Below are 17099 nucleotides of genomic sequence, written 5' to 3' on the forward strand. Positions count from 1 at the left end.
ATTTGGAGACAATTTATGGATATCGCGGGTAAGACAGTTGTCATTTCAGGGGCGAGCCGGGGCATCGGAGCGGATGCAGCAAGGGTTTTCGCCGCTTCTGGTGCAAATGTCGCGCTTCTTGCGCGCAGCGCTGATGCGCTCACCGAACTGGCGGCAGAGATAGGCGAAAAAGCGCTCGCGCTGGCCTGCGATGTGTCCGACTACGCGGCGGTTGAGGCGGCATTTGCCAAAACCAAGGACGTTTTCGGCAGCCTTGATGTGCTGATTTGCAACGCTGGCCTGATCGACCCGATCGACCGTTTGGCGGATGCATCCCCGGCGCATTGGGCGCAGTTGATCAATGTGAACATCACCGGCGTTTTCAATATGATGCACGCAGGCTTGCCGCATCTGAAGGCGGCGGGTGGCGGCTCTGTGCTGACCATCGGATCTGGCGCGTCGCAGCGGCCTCTGGAAGGTTGGAGCGCCTATTGCACCTCCAAGGCGGGCGCGGCGATGCTGACTGAAGCGCTGCATCTGGAGGAAGGTGAAAACGGCATTCGGGTTATGGGATTGTCGCCGGGCACGGTGGCCACCCAGATGCAGCGCGACATCAAGGCCAGCGGTCTCAATCCGGTAAGCCAGCTGGACTGGGAGGATCACATCCCGGCGGAATGGCCTGCGCGTACGCTTCTGTGGATGTGCAGCCCCGATGCCGACGAATTCATCGGCACCGAGATCTCCCTGCGCGATGAGACCATCCGCACGCGAGTCGGCCTGACATGATCGAACGCCATCAGGATTCGCGCGGTTTGCTGACCCTGCGCCTCAACCGTCCGGAGAAAGCCAACGCCCTGACGCCGGACATGCTGCAGCAGTTGATTGCTGTCTTGCGTGGGGCCGAGGGCGCGCGGGCCGTGATCCTGACCGGCACGGGCAAGGTGTTTAGCGCCGGTGCGGATCTTGATGCCGCGAAGGCCGGGCTGGCCACCTCGCCCCTGTGGGAGGAGCTGTCCGCGACGCTGGCGGAGATGCCCTGCCTGAAGGTAGCGGCCCTCAACGGCACGCTTGCGGGCGGTGCCAACGGCATGGCGCTGGCTTGCGATCTCCGCATTGCGGTGCCTTCGGCCAAGGTCTTTTATCCGGTGATGCAACTGGGCTACCTGCCACAGCCCTCGGATGCGGCCCGGATGCGGGCACTGATCGGCCCGGCGCGCACCAAGATGGTGCTGGCGGCAGGACAGAAGCTCTCCGCGCAGGAGGCCTATGACTACGGGCTGATCGACCGCATCGTGGCGCCGGAGGACCTGTTGCAGACCGCTGAAGCATTGGTGGAACCGTCCTTGGCGGCAGATCCCGAAGTTGCCCGCGCGATCCTGCAAGCCTGCGCGCCGACCTAGCGTTTCCGTCGCTTGCCCGGCACGCGGGAGGAAAAGTCCGGCGGGCGCTTCTGCACCCAGTTGATGAACTTCGCCAGCCGCGGATGCTGTTGCAACGCTGCGATGGTGCTGTAATTGCGCGCCAACTCCGCTTCGCTCAGGCTGGCGTGGATCTCCCTGTGGCAGATATGGTGGAGCAAAACCGTCGGACCACCCTTGCCACCTTTGAGCTTTGGGATCAGGTGGTGCAGGCTCTGTGGGGCGTCTTCCGGGATCGGACGGGCGCAGAGCGGGCAGATCGGGTTGGCGTCCGGGTCGGTCATGATGGGCTGCGAAGTTGGGATGCTCACCGCGCAAGATGCGGCGGAGACAGCAAAAGGCAAAGTCGAATGCACGAGTGGGATGCGGTGGTGATCGGAGGCGGGCCAGCGGGCCTGATGGCTGCGGGTGAAATCGCCCGTCAGGGGCATCGGGTGGCGCTGGTCGAGGCCAAGCCTTCGCCGGCGCGCAAGTTTCTGATGGCTGGCAAATCCGGCCTCAACCTGACCAAGGACGAACCGATCGAGGCTCTGCTTGCCCACTATGGCGGTGCTGAGGACTGGCTGGCCCCGATGATCCGCGCCTTTGACGCGCAGGCGGTGCAGGATTGGGCGCAGGGGCTGGGGCAGGCGCTGTTCACGGGCTCGACCGGGCGGGTGTTTCCCACTGCGATGAAAGGCTCGCCCCTGCTGCGCGCTTGGTTGGCGGAGCTGGATCAGCTTGGCGTAACCCGGCATGTGGGCTGGCGCTGGACCGGCTGGCAGGATGGTCAGTTGAGCTTCAACACGCCGGATGGCCCGCAGCGGATCTCGCCCCGTGCGACGGTTCTGGCGCTGGGCGGGGCCAGCTGGGCGCGGTTGGGGTCTGACGGCGCCTGGGCCGCAATGCTGGCCAGCCAGGGTGTGGCGCTGGCACCCTTCCAGCCCTCCAATGCGGCACTTTCGGTGGCGTGGAGCGATCACATGGCGCCGCACTTCGGGGCGGCGATCAAGGCGGTAGGCTGGCAGGCCGGGCATCTGACGGGACGCGGAGAGGCAACTCTATCGGCGCGTGGGCTAGAAGGCGGCGGGCTCTATGCGCTGACCCCGGCCTTGCGTGACGGACATGCGCTATATCTGGACCTCGCGCCGGACGTGGCCGCGGCGGAACTGACCGCGCGTCTGGCAAAGCCACGCGGCAAGGCAAGTTGGGCCAATCATATGCGGCGGGGGCTGAAATTGGGTCCGGTGAAAACGGCACTCCTGCAGGAATTCGGGCGTCCGCTGCCGCAGGATCCGGCGGCTCTGTCCCGGATCATCAAGCATCTGCCGGTCAGCCATGCGGGGCTGCGTCCACTGGACGAGGCGATCTCGACCGCGGGCGGCGTGCGGCGCGATGCGCTGGAGGACGGGCTGATGTTGAAGGCACTCCCCGGCACGTTCTGCGCCGGAGAAATGCTGGATTGGGACGCGCCGACGGGCGGCTATCTGCTGACCGCCTGTTTTGCCACCGGGCGCTGGGCCGGGCAGGCGGCGGCGCGTTACTTGGCGAGTGTCACGACGCGCTGAAAGGCCGCCCGGTCACGCATGCGCTTGCCATAGGCCAGCAACGCCTCGCTTTCGACCTCGAACTTGGCCCCGCGTGCCCAGTTCAGGCAATGGGTCAGCAGGATATCGGCGATGGAGAAACTTTCGCCTGCGATGAATTCATCGGTCAAGCGGGCCTCGACGCGGCTGACGGATCGGGCAAATTCCCAGCGCAGCGAGTCCTTGATCGCCGGCACCCGCTGCTCTTCCGGCAGGGCAAAGCTGTGCCGCGCAGCCATCCAGAGAAGCGCATCCATTTCGTCGTTGAGCATATTGGTGACCGAATCCTGTCGCGCGCGGGCCAAAGTGCCGGCGGGCGCAGTCAACGCGCCGTGCTTGTCAGCGAGATAGGTGATGATCGCCACGGAATCAGTCACGGTCGTGCCGTCTACCACAAGGGCGGGCACCTTGCCTGATGGGTTGTAATTGCGGATTTCGGCGCTTTGCGGGGCCGCATCTTCCAACTCATAGGGCTGTTCCAGTTCTTCCAGCGCCCAAAGCACGCGGAACGTGCGGGTCATCGGCTTGCCGATCACTTTGTACATCATGTGTCCTCCTTGGTTGCAGGCAGGTTTGCTGCACGCGCGAAATAGGTCAAGCGGCCCGTCACGACGTCGCGGGATGGTGATCAGCGCGCCCGGGCCAACATCGCCAGCCGGATCAGGGCGCGTTCAGTCAGCGCTTGCGCCGGAGCGCTCTGTCCGGCGGACCGCAGCTGTAGGTCGGTATCGGTCAACAAAGTCAGCGCGTTCTGCAATTTCTGTGCGCCCCAGCCCTGGGCTTGCCGCAACATCCGGTCGCGCCGCTTGCCATAGAGCGGCGGACGCAGGCCACCGATGCCTTGCGCTGGGCCGCCGGGGTGAGAGGCGATGGTGTAAAGCGTGCGAAAATGCCGGGTCGCCCCGATGCAAAGGCTGACCGCGTTAGTGCCCTGCGCCTGCAGACGCCGCAGCACGGGGCCGATCTCGGTGCTGCGCCCTTCGGCCACCACGTTGAGCAGATCGTCCAGTGCGGCCTCGGTGGATTGAGGCGCCACCGCGTCGATATCCTCCAGCGTCAGCGGGCTGCTGTCGCCGTGTTTATAGAGGCTCAGCTTCTCGATCATACGAGAGAAATCGCCGGGACCGATCTCATTGGCAATGTCGGTCAGCGCCGACATGCTGTCGCCGGGCACATCGCGCACCCCCGCCTCGCCCAGAATGCGCTCGATCTCCGCGCGGGAGGGCGGATCGTCGTAGATGCCGGTGGCGTAGGCGTTGCTGTGGGTTTCAAAGGCCTTGCGCAGCTTTGATGAGGCTTTCAGCTGGCCCGCGGTGACCACGATTTGCGCATCACCCGCCTGCCATTCCTGCAACGCGGCGGTGATCGCCGGGGTGGCAGTGTCATTGGCATCCTCTACAAACACCGCGCGGATGCCGGGAAAAAACCCCACGGCCTTCACTGCGTCCAGAAGTCGGGCCGGATCCTTGCGCAACTCGCCCGCCGCCATACGGGTCAGGCGCATCTCCTCCTCGGCTGCGGGGCCAAGGAGTGCCGCCAGCATCTGCTGACGTTTGAGCGAGACGCGCATCGCATCCGCCCCGTAGATCAACATCCCGGTCTTACCGGGGTCGGGGCGGGCAAAATAGCCCTCGGCCTCGCGCGGGCTGAGTTTCATGTGCCGGTCGTCGTGCCCAAACCGGGCACCGCATAAAGCCGGGTCACGATCTGATCGGCGAGAATCACCATCAGGCGCTCGTGCGCGTCGGTCTCAGAAGCCAGGGTCTGTACCGTGGTGCCGCTGGCGGAATAGCCGGAGAAGTTCTCCACCTCGCCGCTGGCAACGATCTGTCCGTCCGACAGGCGCACGAGGCTGTAGCCCGCGGTGCCGGTCAGCGAATACCGGGTGATGTCGCCATCGGCGGTGATCGCCTGACCGACTTCGCTCGTGTTCAGCGTCAGGTCCATTCGGTAGGCTGGCGCTCCCGCACGGCCCAGACGTGTCTCCAGCTGGCGGACGAAGTAGTAGGCATCAGTGTCGCTTGGTGCGCCGATGGTTTCGGGCGCCTGAAATACGATCTGGTTGCGCAGGGCTGTGCCCGCTCCGTTCGGCCCATAGACCGGTTCAAAGCCGCAGGCAGAGAGGCCGGCGCCAAGGGGCAGCGCCAGCATCAGGCCTAGGAATCTGCGTCGGTCAGGCAACGACATTGACGATCCGCCCCGGTACAACGATCACCTTCTTGGGCGCCGCACCTTCCAGCACCCGTTGTACAGCTTCATGCGCCAGCGCCAGTTTTTCAACCTCCGCCTTGTCGAGATCCTTGGCAACGGTCAGCTCGCCGCGCCGTTTGCCGTTCACCTGGATGGGCAACGTCACGCTGTCCTCGACCAGCATGGAGTCGTCCGCGATCGGCCAGGGGGCATTGGCAACCAGCCCTTCGCCACCCTGATGCGCCCAGATATCCTCGGACAGGTGCGGGGTCATCGGCGACATCAGCTGCGCCAAAGTCTTGATAGCTTGCTTTTGCACCGCGGCGCTGGCCTTGGATTTGGACAGGGTGTTGGTGAAGCCATAAAGCTTGGCGATGGCAGCGTTGAAGCCAAAGCTCTCGACACCCAGCGTCACATCGCGGATCGCCTTATGCATCTCGCGCAAGAGATCCTCGTCGCCTTCGCCTTTCGCATCCGGGTCCATCTCGCCAATGCGATCACAAAGGTTCCAAACCCGGTTCAGGTGCTTATAGGCGGCTTCAGCGCCAGATGCGGTCCATTCCACGTCCCGTTCGGGTGGCGAATCGGACAAAACGAACCAACGTGCGGTATCGGCCCCGTAGGTGGAGATGATCGCCAGCGGGTCGACCACGTTGTTCTTGGACTTCGACATCTTCGCGGACGGTATCACCTTGATCCGCTCACCGGTTTCCTTGACGAAGACGCCTCCATCCCGCTCTTCGACCTCATTCGGGTAGTGGTAGATTGAGCGGCCGTTCTCGTTCTTGCGCTCGGCATTCTCGTAAATCGCGTGGGTCACCATGCCTTGCGTAAAGAGCGCATCAAACGGCTCTTTGGCGCTCTCGGGCAGATGGCCACAGATCTCCATCGCGCGGGCAAAGAACCGCGAATAAAGCAGGTGGAGAATCGCATGCTCAATGCCGCCGATGTATTGATCGACGTTCATCCAGTAGCTCGCAGCCTCCAGATCCGTCGGCGTCTCGGCGCGGGGTGCGGTGAAACGGGCGAAATACCAGCTGGAGTCCACGAAGGTGTCCATCGTGTCGGTCTCGCGCTGGGCGGGCTTGCCACAGGACGGGCAGGCACAATCGCGCCAGCTTGGGTGACGGTCCAGCGGGTTACCGGGGACCGAGAAATCAATCGCCTTGCCGTCCTCGTCGTAAGGAAGCGCGATGGGCAGGTTCTCTTTCTTCTCCGGCACCACGCCGCAATCGGGGCAGTGGACGACGGGAATCGGGCAGCCCCAGTAGCGCTGACGCGAAAGACCCCAGTCGCGCAGACGGAATTTGGTGACGCCTTCGCCCCAGCCTTCGGCCTCGGCCTTGTCGACGGCGGTGTTGACGCCGTCCTCGCCGGTTTGTTCCTCGGTACCTGCAAAGCCGCGCACATAGCGGACCTTCTCGGCTTTGGTCGGTACATAGGCCTCGGTCAGCTCATCTGCGCCTTCGACCGGTTCCACCACAGGAATGATCGGCAGGTCGTATTTGGTGGCGAACTCAAAGTCGCGCTGGTCATGCGCCGGGCAGGCAAAGATCGCGCCGGTGCCGTAATCCATCAGGATGAAGTTGGCGATCCAGACCGGCAGTTCCCAGTTCGGGTCGAGCGGGTGACGCACGCGCAGGCCGGTGTCGTAGCCCAGCTTCGGCGCGGTCTCGATGGCTTCTTCCGTGGTGCCGCCCTTGCGGCATTCCGCAACAAAATCGGCGACCTCTTGCGATTCGGCCTCGAGCTGCTTGGCAATCGGGTGATCGGGAGAGATGCCGACAAAGCTTGCGCCCATCAGCGTGTCGGGGCGAGTTGTATAGACCTCGATTGCCTCTTCACCATCGGTGCGCTCAAAGCTGAACTGCAACCCGCGGGACTTGCCGATCCAGTTTTCCTGCATCAGGCGCACCTTGGCCGGCCAGTTTTCCAGCCCATCGAGCGCGGTCAGCAGCTCATCCGAATAGTCGGAGATCTTGAAGAACCACTGCGTCAGTTCACGCCGTTCCACCAGCGCACCGGAGCGCCAGCCACGTCCGGCCTCAACCTGCTCATTGGCCAGCACAGTCATGTCCACGGGATCCCAGTTGACCACGGCGTTTTTGCGGTAGACCAAACCTTTTTCAAGGAAATCAAGGAACAAAGCCTGCTGCTGGCCATAGTATTCGGGGTCGCAGGTGGCGAACATGCGCGACCAGTCGAGCGAGAGGCCCAGCGGCTTCATCTGTTCGACCATCGTGTCGATGTTGGAATAGGTCCAGTCCTTGGGGTGGCCGCCCGAGGCCATCGCGGCGTTTTCCGCAGGCATGCCAAAGGCGTCAAACCCCATCGGGTGCAGCACGTTATGGCCGGTGGACAGCTTGTAGCGCGCGATCACGTCGCCCATCGTGTAGTTGCGCACATGGCCCATGTGCAGCTTGCCCGACGGGTAGGGGAACATCTCAAGCACATAGTACTTGGGTTTGTCGTGATCTTCTTTCGCTTGGAAAATGGCAGCCTCTTCCCAGGCTTTTTGCCATTTGGCTTCGATGTCCGAGGCTTCGTAACGCGACATGTGAGCGGTCCTTTGACTAAAAACGCCGGGCTTTAGACCCGGCGCTTCTGATACGTGTAATTTCTAATGGGTTCCAGTGCGCAGGCGTCAGATCTTCTTGTCAGCTATGCGTAGCTGACGGGCACGGGTGAGAATCGCATCCTCGACGGCGCGTGCAGTTGCCGAACTCACGGCGCCACCACGGCTTTGCAGCGCAACATTGAGCGACCGTGCCTCAAGCGCGGGATCTTTGATGTGAACGGTTGCCCGGTAAGAGCGGCCGCCACCCGGCGGTGTGCCGTACCCGGTCACGATCACGCCGGTGAACGGGTCGACCGACTGAACAGGCAGGAATTCCAGCACATCAAGGCTTGCGGCCCACAGATAGCGGTTCACTTGAACGCGTTGTTCGCTTTTGCGAGGGCCAAAGGCTTCCCAGATCGTGGTCTTGTCATCGTTTGCTTCACGGCCTTCGCCTGCGAGCACGATCGTGTCGCGGTCATCGACCTCAGAGCTGGTGTCCAGCGATCTGAAGGCCCCGCAGGCGGTCACAAAGGTCAATGAAGATAGAAGAACGAAAGTCTTTATACCACGCATATTGGCCGGGCCTGTTCCAGAATTTGCAGTTGATCTACTCCTAGACAAGGCGGGATGCGCCAACAAGTCTATTCTTTAATAGACTCGCGCCTGCTGCAGTTTGCGGAGCTATCCGGTGAAATCGACTGTGACCTTGATGCATCATTTGGTTGATGAATGGTTTTCAGCTTTCAGCGCACGCTTGCTTCGAGACCCCAAAACGAGCGAGAGGATGTGCGTACTTGAGGAGCGAAGTGGCAGACGCCGATTGCTTCTTTCGAAATTCAAACCCGAGGGTAAACCATGAAAAAGATTCTCTTCGCTTCGACCGCACTGGTTGCGACCGCAGGTGTTGCTGCAGCTGAGCTGACCATCGGCGGTACCGCACGCTTCGGCCTGGCTTATAACGAAGACCAAGCCAACACCGGCGCAGAAGAAACCCGCATCGAACAGCGTATGCGCGTCAACATCACCGGCATCGCGGAAACCGACGCTGGCGTTAAACTGGAAGCTCGCTTCCGTCTCGAATCCAACGAAAACGCAAACTCCGGCATTGCTGGCCGTGGCCCGGGTGCCGCTGGTTTCGCCGTGTCCTACGGTGGTCTGCGTGTTGACGTTGGTAACGTATCCGACGTGTTCGACTCCGGCGACCAGGTTGACCTGTACGGCTATGGCGTTGGTCTGACTGCTCTGGTTGAGCAGAACTCCGTATGGTACGATATCGACGGTGCGTCCGTTGCGAACTCCATCGGTGGTTTCGGTGCAGGCTCCGCAACAGCAACCACCATCAAAGCGCGTTACACCGTTGGTGATTTCTCCGCATCGCTGTCCTACACCGATGACAACACCATCGACGTTCAGGAAACTCAGATCGGTCTCGGCTACACCCTTGCAAACGGCATGACGATTGCTGCTGCTTACGGTGACGACGATACACGTGGCGATTACTACATCGTCAACGTTGCTGGTTCCGCTGGCGCACTGGGTTACTCTGTAATCCTCGGCGACGCAGAAGCATTCGACGTTGCTGGTGCCGATGGCGACTTCGCTTATGGTGCATCCATCAACTACGAACTGTCCTCCGCAACTGCGATCCAAGCTGTTGTTTCCGGCGGTGGTTTGGACTCCTCCGAAACCGCTTACGGCCTGGGCTTCACCCACGGTCTGGGTGGCGGCGTGACTCTCGCCGGTGGTATCGCTCAAGACACCGCCGACGGCATGCTGGCAGACCTCGGTGTGAAGTTCTCCTTCTAATTGGAGAACGGAACCACTCGGTTCTTGGGGCGGGCTCTTCGGAGCTCGCCCTTTTCTTTTGTGCGTAAACAGTGTTTTGTCCGGCCAAACAGCCCCCTAGCTAAATGAGGCCGAGATGTCGCTGAGTGAGATCAAATCCCGCATTGCCGCCGCAGAAGCCGCCGCCAATCGCGCAACCGGCTCGGTAGAGCTGATCGCCGTGTCCAAGGTGCAGCCGAACGAACGCGTCGAGGCCGTTCTTGAAGAGGGGCACCGGGTTTTTGGTGAGAACCGCGTTCAGGAAGCAGCGGGTAAATGGCCCGAGTTTCGCGAGCGGTTTCAGGGCGTCGACCTGCATCTGATCGGCCCATTGCAGACCAACAAAGCGCGGCAGGCAATGGAGTTGGTGAATGCCATTCATTCCGTTGATCGCCCAAAGCTTGCCACAACGCTTGCGCGCCTAGCGCAGGAGCTAGGGCAGTGTCCGGATCTGTTCATACAGGTCAACACCGGTGAAGAAGAGCAGAAAGCCGGTATTCTACCTGCTGATGCAGATGGGTTCATTCAGGACTGCCGTGACCTCGACCTGCCGGTCAAAGGCCTGATGTGCATTCCGCCGGTCGACGAAGAGGCAAGCCTGCACTTCGCGCTCCTCGCCAAGCTCGCGGATCGCAATGGCTTGGCCGGTCTGTCGATGGGGATGAGCGGCGACTTTGAAGGCGCCATCGCGCTGGGTGCCACCCATGTTCGTGTCGGCTCGGCGATATTTGGTGACCGCACCTATTCAGCGTGAGCGGACAATAACCCGTGCTTTGGGCTGCAGTCGCTCTGCGATCCAGCGCAGGGTTTCGCGAGAGAACGCAATGCACCCTTCGGTGGGGTAGCCCGGCCTGCGCCATTGATGCAGGAAGATCGCGGAGCCGCGCGACTTTTGTGAATAGGGCCAATTCCAATCGGTTAGCAGAATAAGATCATAAAGCGGGTCGGCGCGCCGAAGCCGCTCATGGCTATGTGGATACGGCGCGCGCACCATGTGGTTGTAGTCGATCGCCTCGATGTCGTCAGACCAGAGGTCTCCGGGGAGGATTGGCACAGCCCAGTCCTGCGGTGGGCAGATGCGGTCCGGGCGATAGAGCATGCCCACAATGCGGTGTTCGCCGACCGGGGTGGCGCCGTCCCCTTCTCTCTTTCTGTCTGAAATGCCGCCTCTGCCGATCGAGCAGGCAAATGTACGGCCCATAAAGCGGAGGCCGGTGGGGGTTAGGACAAGGTCTGCAGGGGTCATAACATATGCCCTGACTTCGCGGCCTTGGTCGCCAGATAGTGACGGTTGAATTCGTTCTCGCCCACTTTTAACGGGACGCGTTCTTCGACCGAGATCCCGGTTTTCTCCATCATGGCGATCTTGCCGGGGTTGTTGGTCATCAACCGTACTGAGGAAAAACCCAGCTCTCGCAATATCGACGCGCCGAGGCGGAAATCCCGTTCGTCATCCTCGAACCCCAAGCGATGGTTCGCCTCTACCGTATCAAAGCCCTGATCCTGCAATGAATAGGCGCGCATCTTGTTGGCCAGCCCGATACCGCGCCCTTCCTGGTTGAGATAAAGCAGGACGCCAGCGCCATCTTGGCCCATCTGGCCAAGCGCCCCGCGCAGCTGTGGCCCGCAATCGCATTTGAGTGACCCGAGGACGTCGCCGGTGAAGCAGGCGGAGTGCAGCCGCGCCAATACCGGTTTGTCACGATCCGGGCGGCCAATCTCGATGGCGTAATGCTCCTCGCCGCCGTCTTCTGGGCGAAAGATGTGCAATCGGCCAGCTTTGGCGGCTTCCACTGGCAGCCGGGCAGCTGCCACGGGATGGAGCGGGGAGCTTTGGTTCAGTAGCGGTTCGGCGGTAGAGCGGGGCAGGAGGGTCAGGTCGTGCTTCAACGCAAAGGATCCGGCATCCTGAAGGTCAACATAGGCGGCAGACGGCAAAAGGCGCGCCGATTTCACAAGCGCCAGAGCCAGCCGGGGCAGAGAGGCCTCTCCGCTCCGCAGGCTGGTGAGCGGCCCTTTCATGGGGGCTGCGAGATCGTCGGCGGGATCCGCAAGGGATTGAAGCCAGCTTAGATCCGCGTCGATGGGAACTTCCACCCGTGCCAGATCATCATCATAGACGCGGGCCTTCAGGGTCGTTGCACGGCGTGCTGTCAGGGCCAGAGCAACCGGGCCGAGCCCGCGCAGGTCCGCAAGGCGCTCCGGGGTCAGGCTTTCTACGGCGATCGCGAGGATGGCAGTGTCGCCGGTGGTCAGGATGACTGGCAATCCCATCCTCAGATCGACTCGCGCACGTGCGATCCGCTCCAGCATTGTTGGCAATAGGCTCATCAGGTCACGATCCCGGCTGTAACATCAGGAGTTTTTTCCTACGCCCAATTGCTGCAAAAGTGAAATATTTCCGCGCCACCGGACACGTCGACGTGAACCTCATGTCGCGAAGCTTGTTCTTTTGTGAGCACGGGCACATCTGTGATGGCAAGAGATCAGGAGAGACCGGATGGCCCAGTTGAAGAAAATTCTGCTCGTGGATGACGATGAGGATCTGCGAGAGGCTCTTAGTGAGCAGCTTGTGATGACCGAAGATTTCGACGTCTTCGAGGCCGGCGACGGGCAGGGCGCGATGGAACGTGCCAAAGAGGCGATCTATGATCTGATCATCCTGGACGTTGGATTGCCGGATACGGACGGGCGTGAGCTATGCCGACTGATGCGCAAGCAGGGGGTAAAATCGCCGATCCTGATGCTGACCGGGCACGATAGCGATGCCGATACCATTCTCGGGTTGGACGCCGGCGCAAATGACTACGTCATCAAACCATTCAAATTCCCGGTTCTCTTGGCACGTATTCGCGCGCAATTGCGTCAGCACGAGCAGTCTGAGGACGCAGTGTTTGTGCTTGGCCCCTATACCTTCAAGCCGGCGATGAAAATTCTGGTGACCGAAGATGAACGCAAGATCCGCCTGACGGAGAAAGAGACGAATATATTGAAATTCCTCTACCGCTCAAACGATGGCGTGGTGCCCCGCGACATTTTGCTGCACGAGGTTTGGGGTTACAACGCAGGGGTTACAACGCATACGTTGGAGACGCATATTTATCGCCTGCGCCAGAAGATTGAGCCGGATCCGTCGAATGCGAGACTTCTTGTGACGGAATCAGGCGGTTACCGGCTGGTCGCCTGAGTAACAATTAAAGGTGGAACAACTTTCGCGTACACACGTTGTACGGTTGCTCTGCTGAAGAGATCCCGTGCATGTCCGGGTCATGATATGCACCCTCCCTGTTGGACTGGACCGGGCTTCGTGCCCGGTCTTTTTTTGTCCTGCGAGCGGCAGTACATGAAATCGTTTGTGCAGAATGATCGGTCAAGGGCTGGCATCAAGGCGGCTGCGGAGGCAATATCCGCGCGAACACTTGCCAGAGATTGAGAGCCCGCATGTCCTTTACCCTCGCCACTTGGAACATCAACTCCGTGCGCCTGCGCGAACCCATCGTGCTGAAGCTTCTCGAAGAGGAGGGGCCGGATGTGTTGTGCCTGCAGGAGTGCAAGAGCCCGGTGGACAAGATCCCGATGGAGGCGTTCCGGGCGCTCGGTTACACCCATATGGTTGCGCGCGGGCAGAAGGGCTACAATGGGGTGGCGATCCTGTCCCGGCTTCCCATCGAGGACGCAGGCGACAAGGACTTCGCCAGCCTCGGCCATGCCCGCCATGTGGCGGGACGGCTGGAAAACGGCGTCACTATCCACAATTTCTACGTGCCCGCGGGCGGTGATGAGCCGAATCGCGAAAAGAACGTGAAGTTCGGTCAAAAGCTCGACTACCTCACCGAGATGCGGGACTGGTTCCATGCCGAGCGGCCCGAGAAATCGGTGCTGGTGGGCGATCTCAACATCGCCCCGCGCGAGGATGACGTCTGGGATCACAAGAAGCTGCTGAAGGTGGTGAGCCATACGCCGATCGAGGTGGAGCACCTGGCGCAGGTGATGGAGGCCGGTGGCTGGGCCGATGTCACCCGCAACGACATTCCCGACGGGCAGCTTTACAGCTGGTGGAGCTACCGTGCCAAGGATTGGGATGCCGCCGACAAGGGGCGTCGGCTCGACCATGTCTGGACCACGTCGGATATCACCAATGCTGCACACTCCAGCCGGGTCCTGCGCGCGGCGCGGGGTTGGGAAAAGCCCAGCGATCACGCGCCGGTCTTTGCCACCTTCGACCTCTGATCCCGCCTACGTTCGGTGCAAGCAGGGCGGGGGCGCTCCCGCCAAAAGACGCGCGCCCGAGGGGGCGCGCATTTTTGTTGGGCCGGGCGCCGCGCCTGACGGCGCGGCGGGGGCACGCCGCAAAGACTCTCGCGAAACTCATCCCTTGGTTTTCCGGCGTTGAAATCGCATATAGGGCTCAAGCAAGACTCAAAGGAGTGCGGAACAATGATGGACATTCTGGGCGGAGCCGATGCCGCAGCGTCTGCAGGCGATCTTATCAAGGATGTGACCGAAGAAACCTTCATGGCGGAGGTGGTTGATGGCTCCATGGAGGTGCCGGTCGTGGTGGACTTCTGGGCGCCCTGGTGTGGCCCCTGCAAGACGCTGGGCCCGATGCTGGAGGCAGCCGTGACCAAGGCCAAGGGCGCGGTCAAGATGGCGAAGATCAACGTGGATGAAAACCAGCGTCTGGCTGCCGCGCTGGCGCAGCAGGGCCTGCCGCTGCAGTCGATCCCGAGTGTCGTTGCCTTCTATCAGGGGCGTCCGGTGGACATGTTCCAAGGCGCGTTGCCGCAATCCGAAATCGACGCCTTCCTGCAAAAACTGGCCGAAACCGCTGGCAGCACCGCCGATGGCGGACTTGGCGAGGCGCTGGAAACCGCCGAGCAGATGCTCGAAGAAGGCGCGGCCTCTGACGCGGCGCAGGTCTTTGCGGCGATCCTCGGTGAGGACGACAAGAGTGCTCCGGCCTACAGTGGGCTGGCGCGCTGTCACGTGGCGATGGGCGAGTTGGACCAGGCCGAGGCGGTTCTGAACGGTGCCCCGGCCGAGATTTCAACGGCTCCCGAAATCGAGGCCGCACATGCGCAGATCGAGCTTGCCCGTCAGGCCGAAAACGCCGGCCCGGTCGCCGAGTTGCGCGCGGCTGTCGAGGCGGATCCGGACAATCTGCAGGCCCGGTTCGATCTGGCGCAGGCGCTGCATGCCGCAGGCGAAGCCGAGGCCGCTGTGGAGGAGTTGCTGGAGCTGTTCCGCCGTGATCGCGAGTGGAACGACGGCGCGGCCAAGGCGCAGCTTTTCACCATTTTCGAGGCGCTGAAGCCCAATGATCCGGTGGTTCTGAACGGCCGCCGCAAGCTCAGCTCTATTATATTTGCCTGATGCTGTTGCGGCACTAGGTTGCACAACATGATTAAACCCGCTGATCTGCCGGACACTATCCCTGTCTTCCCTTTGCCCGGGGCGCTGCTGTTGCCGCGGGCGAAACTACCGCTGCATATTTTTGAACCACGCTACCTGCAGATGCTGGAGGATGCTCTCAAAACGCCTGAGCGGGTGATTGGAATGATCCAGCCCAATGGCAAGCGCAACGGTGAAGGCTCCGGCCTGCAAACCATCGGCTGTGCAGGCCGGGTGACGCAATTCTCGGAAACAGAAGATGGGCGCTATTTCATTACGCTTTGCGGGCTGTCTCGGTTTCGCGTGAAAACGGAGGTCGAGGGCTTTACCCCCTATCGCCGTTGCGCGGTGGATTGGGCGGGGTTCGATGCCGATCTGGGGCAAACGGAATGCGACGAGGTCTTTGACCGCGCTGCATTGATGGGCCTTCTCGGGCGCTACCTTGACGCGCGCGGCCTGTCGACCGATTGGGGCAGTCTGGACGAAGCGGGGGACGAGTTGCTGATCAACTCGCTTTCCATGCTGTTGGATTTCGAACCGGAGGACAAACAGGCCCTACTGGAGGCGCCGAGCTTGTCGACCCGTCGTGAAACATTGGTCACCTTGATGGAGTTTGCCCTGCGGGGCGGCTCCGGTGGCTCTTTGGAGGAAAAACTGCAATGACAGATACGGCCCCCGCCTTTGATCGGCGCATGCTTGAAGCTTTGGTTTGCCCGACGAGCCAGACGCTGCTGGAATATGATGCCGAAAAGCAGGAGCTGATCTCCCGCGCCGCCAATCTGGCCTTCCCGATCCGCAACGGTATCCCGGTGATGCTGACGGATGAGGCGCGCCCGCTGGAGTGAGCGTGCCGCGAACGCGCGGTCAGAGCGGGCGCCCGCGTAACAGTTTCGGCAGATCCCCGGACAGTCCTGCCGCCTCGCGCACAAATCCACGGCGCAGACCAGGCAGGGCATTTGTCAGTCCAAGGCCAAGGTCGCGGGTGGCACGCAGGATCGGATTGTCGTTCGAAAACAGCTTGTTGAAGACATCCGTCGCCAGCGCCAGCGAGGTGGTGTCAAACCGTCGCCACTGCTGATAGCGCGCCAAGACCAAGGGGCTTGAAATATCCTCGCCCCGTCGCGCGGCGTCTGTCAGCACTTCGGCCAGGCTGGCAATGTCGCGCAGACCTGCGTTCAGGCCTTGACCGGCGATCGGATGCAGCCCATGCGCCGCATCTCCCACCAGCGCCAGCCGCTCAGTGTAGTACGCATTGGCGAGGCTCAGCTTCAGCGGATAGCTGAAACGTTTGCCTTCCAGCGCGATCTCTCCGAGAAACGACCCAAATCGCGGGCGCAGCACGGTCAGGTAATCCTCATCCCCCAGCGCTTGGATGCGCGCCGCTTCGGCATGGGGCTCGCTCCAGACGATGGAGCTGCGATTGCCCGGCAGCGGCAGGATCGCCAACGGGCCCGGCGGCATGAAGAACTGATGTGCAATCCCGTCATGCGGCAAATCATGTGAGATGGCGCAGACCAGCGCGGTCTGGCCGTAGTCCCAGCCGGTGCGTTTGATGCCAGCGCGTTCACCGGTGCCGCTCTGGCGCCCATCTGCGCCCACGAGCAACGCTCCGGACAGTTGTGCGCCATCTTCAAGCGTCACGGTGACCGCATCAGCTCCGACAGATTGCGCCACCACACGCTGGCCGGAGATCTGGGTGATCCGGGGTTCCACCGCCATCGCCTCCAGCAGGGCGCGACGCAGATAGCGGTCTTCGACCATGTAGCCCATCGGGCCCTCGTCCAGATCGCTTTCCTCAAAATGCAGGAACAGCGGCGACGGGCCGCGTCCGGCGGTGCCGTCGCTGACCTTGATCTCATTCATCGGTTGGGCCCGATCCGCGATGCGGGACCAGACGCCGATCTGCTGCAGCAGCCGGGTAGAGGCCAGCGCCAGCGCGTAAGATCGCCCGTCAAAGCCCGCCTCTTCGCGCAGCGGCGCGGGCAGGGCGTCGATCAACGTTACGGAATGGCCGCCCTGGGCCAGTGCCAGAGCCAGCGAGGGGCCGTTGAGGCCACCGCCCACGATCAGGATTTCACGCATATCAGTCATGCCCCGCAATATGCGCCCCGCTGGGCAATTGTCCATGCCAATGTCCAGAGGCACGCTGCCGCAGTCCCGTCGAGGGGCTGC

19 protein-coding genes are annotated in these 17099 nt (G+C 61.9%); 10 read left to right on the forward strand and 9 right to left on the reverse strand.

The window, feature by feature from the left end; genetic code table 11:
• Positions 1–15 precede the first annotated feature (15 nt).
• Positions 16–765 (forward strand): SDR family oxidoreductase, encoded by a 750-nt coding sequence (locus CLV89_RS05435; RefSeq protein ID WP_106162613.1) that lies wholly within the window; start codon positions 16–18, stop codon positions 763–765.
• Entirely contained in the window at positions 762–1379 is a 618-nt protein-coding gene (locus CLV89_RS05440) for an enoyl-CoA hydratase/isomerase family protein (protein WP_106162614.1), read from the forward strand. The genes CLV89_RS05435 and CLV89_RS05440 overlap by 4 nt, the downstream gene beginning before the upstream one ends.
• On the opposite strand, the gene CLV89_RS05445 is transcribed toward CLV89_RS05440, so the two are convergent.
• Positions 1376–1681 (reverse strand): HNH endonuclease, encoded by a 306-nt coding sequence (locus CLV89_RS05445; protein ID WP_106162615.1) that lies wholly within the window; start codon positions 1679–1681, stop codon positions 1376–1378. The genes CLV89_RS05440 and CLV89_RS05445 overlap by 4 nt on opposite strands.
• A 66-nt stretch (positions 1682–1747) precedes the next feature.
• Here CLV89_RS05445 and CLV89_RS05450 point away from each other — a divergent pair, with 66 nt between their 5' ends.
• Entirely contained in the window at positions 1748–2944 is a 1197-nt protein-coding gene (locus CLV89_RS05450; RefSeq protein WP_106162616.1) for a TIGR03862 family flavoprotein, read from the forward strand.
• On the opposite strand, the gene CLV89_RS05455 is transcribed toward CLV89_RS05450, so the two are convergent.
• From CLV89_RS05455 to CLV89_RS05475, 5 genes are all read right to left on the reverse strand, one after another.
• Positions 2917–3507, reverse strand: coding sequence for a glutathione S-transferase family protein (locus CLV89_RS05455; protein WP_106162617.1), 591 nt, complete (start codon positions 3505–3507; stop codon positions 2917–2919). The two genes, CLV89_RS05450 and CLV89_RS05455, sit on opposite strands and share 28 nt — an antisense overlap.
• A gap of 83 nt (positions 3508–3590) precedes the next feature.
• Complete coding sequence (gene holA, locus CLV89_RS05460; protein WP_106162618.1) at positions 3591–4619, reverse strand: DNA polymerase III subunit delta; 1029 nt, start codon at positions 4617–4619, stop codon at positions 3591–3593.
• Entirely contained in the window at positions 4616–5149 is a 534-nt protein-coding gene (gene lptE / locus CLV89_RS05465) for an LPS assembly lipoprotein LptE (RefSeq protein WP_106162619.1), read from the reverse strand. The genes holA and lptE overlap by 4 nt, the downstream gene beginning before the upstream one ends.
• Positions 5136–7709, reverse strand: coding sequence for a leucine--tRNA ligase (gene leuS / locus CLV89_RS05470; RefSeq protein ID WP_106162620.1), 2574 nt, complete (start codon positions 7707–7709; stop codon positions 5136–5138). Before leuS ends, lptE begins: the two co-directional genes overlap by 14 nt.
• Positions 7710–7796: 87 nt before the next feature.
• A complete protein-coding gene (locus CLV89_RS05475) occupies positions 7797–8285 on the reverse strand; it encodes a DUF3576 domain-containing protein (RefSeq protein WP_106162621.1) in 489 nt (162 codons plus the stop codon).
• Positions 8286–8567: 282 nt separating this feature from the next.
• Here CLV89_RS05475 and CLV89_RS05480 point away from each other — a divergent pair, with 282 nt between their 5' ends.
• Both CLV89_RS05480 and CLV89_RS05485 read left to right on the forward strand, forming a co-directional pair.
• Entirely contained in the window at positions 8568–9518 is a 951-nt protein-coding gene (locus CLV89_RS05480) for a porin (RefSeq protein ID WP_106162622.1), read from the forward strand.
• Positions 9519–9633: 115 nt separating this feature from the next.
• The gene (locus CLV89_RS05485) at positions 9634–10290 is read left to right on the forward strand and encodes a YggS family pyridoxal phosphate-dependent enzyme (RefSeq protein ID WP_106162623.1); all 657 of its coding nucleotides are present in this window, start codon (positions 9634–9636) and stop codon (positions 10288–10290) included.
• Here the strand turns inward: CLV89_RS05485 and CLV89_RS05490 are convergent.
• Together CLV89_RS05490 and ribA are read right to left on the reverse strand one after the other, a co-directional pair.
• The gene (locus tag CLV89_RS05490; RefSeq protein ID WP_106162624.1) at positions 10282–10782 is read right to left on the reverse strand and encodes a L,D-transpeptidase family protein; all 501 of its coding nucleotides are present in this window, start codon (positions 10780–10782) and stop codon (positions 10282–10284) included. The two genes, CLV89_RS05485 and CLV89_RS05490, sit on opposite strands and share 9 nt — an antisense overlap.
• Entirely contained in the window at positions 10779–11867 is a 1089-nt protein-coding gene (ribA, locus tag CLV89_RS05495; protein ID WP_106162625.1) for a GTP cyclohydrolase II, read from the reverse strand. Before ribA ends, CLV89_RS05490 begins: the two co-directional genes overlap by 4 nt.
• 169 nt (positions 11868–12036) lie before the next feature.
• Between ribA and CLV89_RS05500 the strand changes: the two genes are divergently transcribed.
• From CLV89_RS05500 to CLV89_RS05520, 5 genes are all read left to right on the forward strand, one after another.
• Positions 12037–12723, forward strand: coding sequence for a response regulator transcription factor (locus CLV89_RS05500; protein ID WP_106162626.1), 687 nt, complete (start codon positions 12037–12039; stop codon positions 12721–12723).
• A gap of 254 nt (positions 12724–12977) precedes the next feature.
• A complete protein-coding gene (locus CLV89_RS05505) occupies positions 12978–13766 on the forward strand; it encodes an exodeoxyribonuclease III (protein ID WP_106162627.1) in 789 nt (262 codons plus the stop codon).
• A 207-nt stretch (positions 13767–13973) separates the two neighbouring features.
• Complete coding sequence (locus CLV89_RS05510) at positions 13974–14909, forward strand: tetratricopeptide repeat protein (RefSeq protein ID WP_106162628.1); 936 nt, start codon at positions 13974–13976, stop codon at positions 14907–14909.
• Between the two features lie 27 nt (positions 14910–14936).
• On the forward strand, positions 14937–15590 hold the full coding sequence (locus CLV89_RS05515; RefSeq protein ID WP_106162629.1) for an LON peptidase substrate-binding domain-containing protein: 654 nt from the start codon (positions 14937–14939) through the stop codon (positions 15588–15590).
• Positions 15587–15772 carry a Trm112 family protein gene (locus CLV89_RS05520; protein WP_106162630.1) on the forward strand — a complete coding sequence of 62 codons (186 nt, stop codon included), beginning with the start codon at positions 15587–15589 and terminating at the stop codon, positions 15770–15772. Before CLV89_RS05515 ends, CLV89_RS05520 begins: the two co-directional genes overlap by 4 nt.
• Before the next feature lie 19 nt (positions 15773–15791).
• Here CLV89_RS05520 and CLV89_RS05525 read toward each other — a convergent pair whose 3' ends face one another.
• Positions 15792–17054, reverse strand: coding sequence for a UbiH/UbiF/VisC/COQ6 family ubiquinone biosynthesis hydroxylase (locus CLV89_RS05525; RefSeq protein WP_423837293.1), 1263 nt, complete (start codon positions 17052–17054; stop codon positions 15792–15794).
• Positions 17055–17099 lie beyond the last annotated feature (45 nt).

This window comes from Tritonibacter scottomollicae (genome assembly GCF_003003215.1).
In the GTDB taxonomy this organism is placed as follows: Bacteria; Pseudomonadota; Alphaproteobacteria; order Rhodobacterales; family Rhodobacteraceae; genus Epibacterium; species Epibacterium scottomollicae.